Origin of the sequence: Caballeronia telluris, assembly GCF_001544495.1 — a bacterium.
Lineage (GTDB): Bacteria > Pseudomonadota > Gammaproteobacteria > Burkholderiales > Burkholderiaceae > Caballeronia > Caballeronia telluris.
This window is the reverse complement of record NZ_FCNZ02000140.1, coordinates 1-879: the sequence shown is the minus strand read 5'-3', so window position 1 is coordinate 879 and position 879 is coordinate 1. Positions and strand designations below refer to the sequence as shown.

Genomic DNA, 879 nt, shown 5'->3' with positions numbered 1-879 from the left:
AAGTTCAGTCGCTCGACTACGCCGACAGCACGCACAATGCGTCCACGAATCTCGCTTAGCGTAATGGTTCGCGAACGGCTTCGGTGCCATTGGTGCTGATGAAAAACCGACTCCGTCAATACAGTCGGAAGGTCGAAGCCCAAGTACAGAACCCCATAGCCACCCTTCGGATCGTCGTATCGATTTGCGGAGCTTGTACCAAAATAGAGCGGCGTGCGGCGTATTCGATTCGGCTAATGTGTTGGAGCTGTTCTCCCGCCGCAATGACGCGGTTTGGCATCGACAAAATCAAACTGCTTACTCACCGTGAATACCGACCACGCTCAGCACAATCTCGACAAGTTGATCGAAGTTGCCTGGCGTCACGGCTTCGATAGGTGAGTGACCACCGAGCGAATCATTTCGAGACGACAGCGCACGATAGAGCGTCCATGAGTCAACCGACGCCGCTCGGTTGAGCGCTTCGCGCGTGAATTTCAGCTTCAGTGGATCAAGCTGCCAGTCGGGCAGTCGCTGACCCCGACGACCCACATCTAATGAGAGAAGGCGCCGAGGCTGTGCTGATAGATCTTTATAAATCTGTTGGCGCGACTTGTGTGCGAACCGCGCAAATTCCGTCAGCGGAATGTTCCCGGGTGCATCGTATGCGCGCAACAACGCTGCACGTCCGCGTTGCACATCAGTCGCCGACGGCTGCCAGGGTGACTCTGCCCGAAGCGCGCGTGCTTTCGCTCGCAGGTCCGTGGTGAGCTGAAGCGGCGAGGGCGCGGCCTCCGCAAATTTCTCTCGAACGAAAGCGTTCAGCTCGGCGATGAAGGCATCCTCGTCATCGATGCGTACGGCGCGTTCGAAACGATGAGCGTCTTCAGCGGTGATTTC

General features: G+C 57.0%; 2 protein-coding genes. Both read right to left on the bottom strand.

Going from position 1 to position 879, the window contains the following annotated elements:
* On the bottom strand, positions 1 to 224 hold a 224-nt coding region (locus AWB66_RS34830), incomplete at its 3' end, for an RES domain-containing protein (protein ID WP_327355902.1).
* A gap of 73 nt (positions 225 to 297) precedes the next feature.
* Complete coding sequence (locus AWB66_RS32605; RefSeq protein WP_087634063.1) at positions 298 to 876, bottom strand: hypothetical protein; 579 nt, start codon at positions 874 to 876, stop codon at positions 298 to 300.
* Positions 877 to 879: the final 3 nt, after the last annotated feature.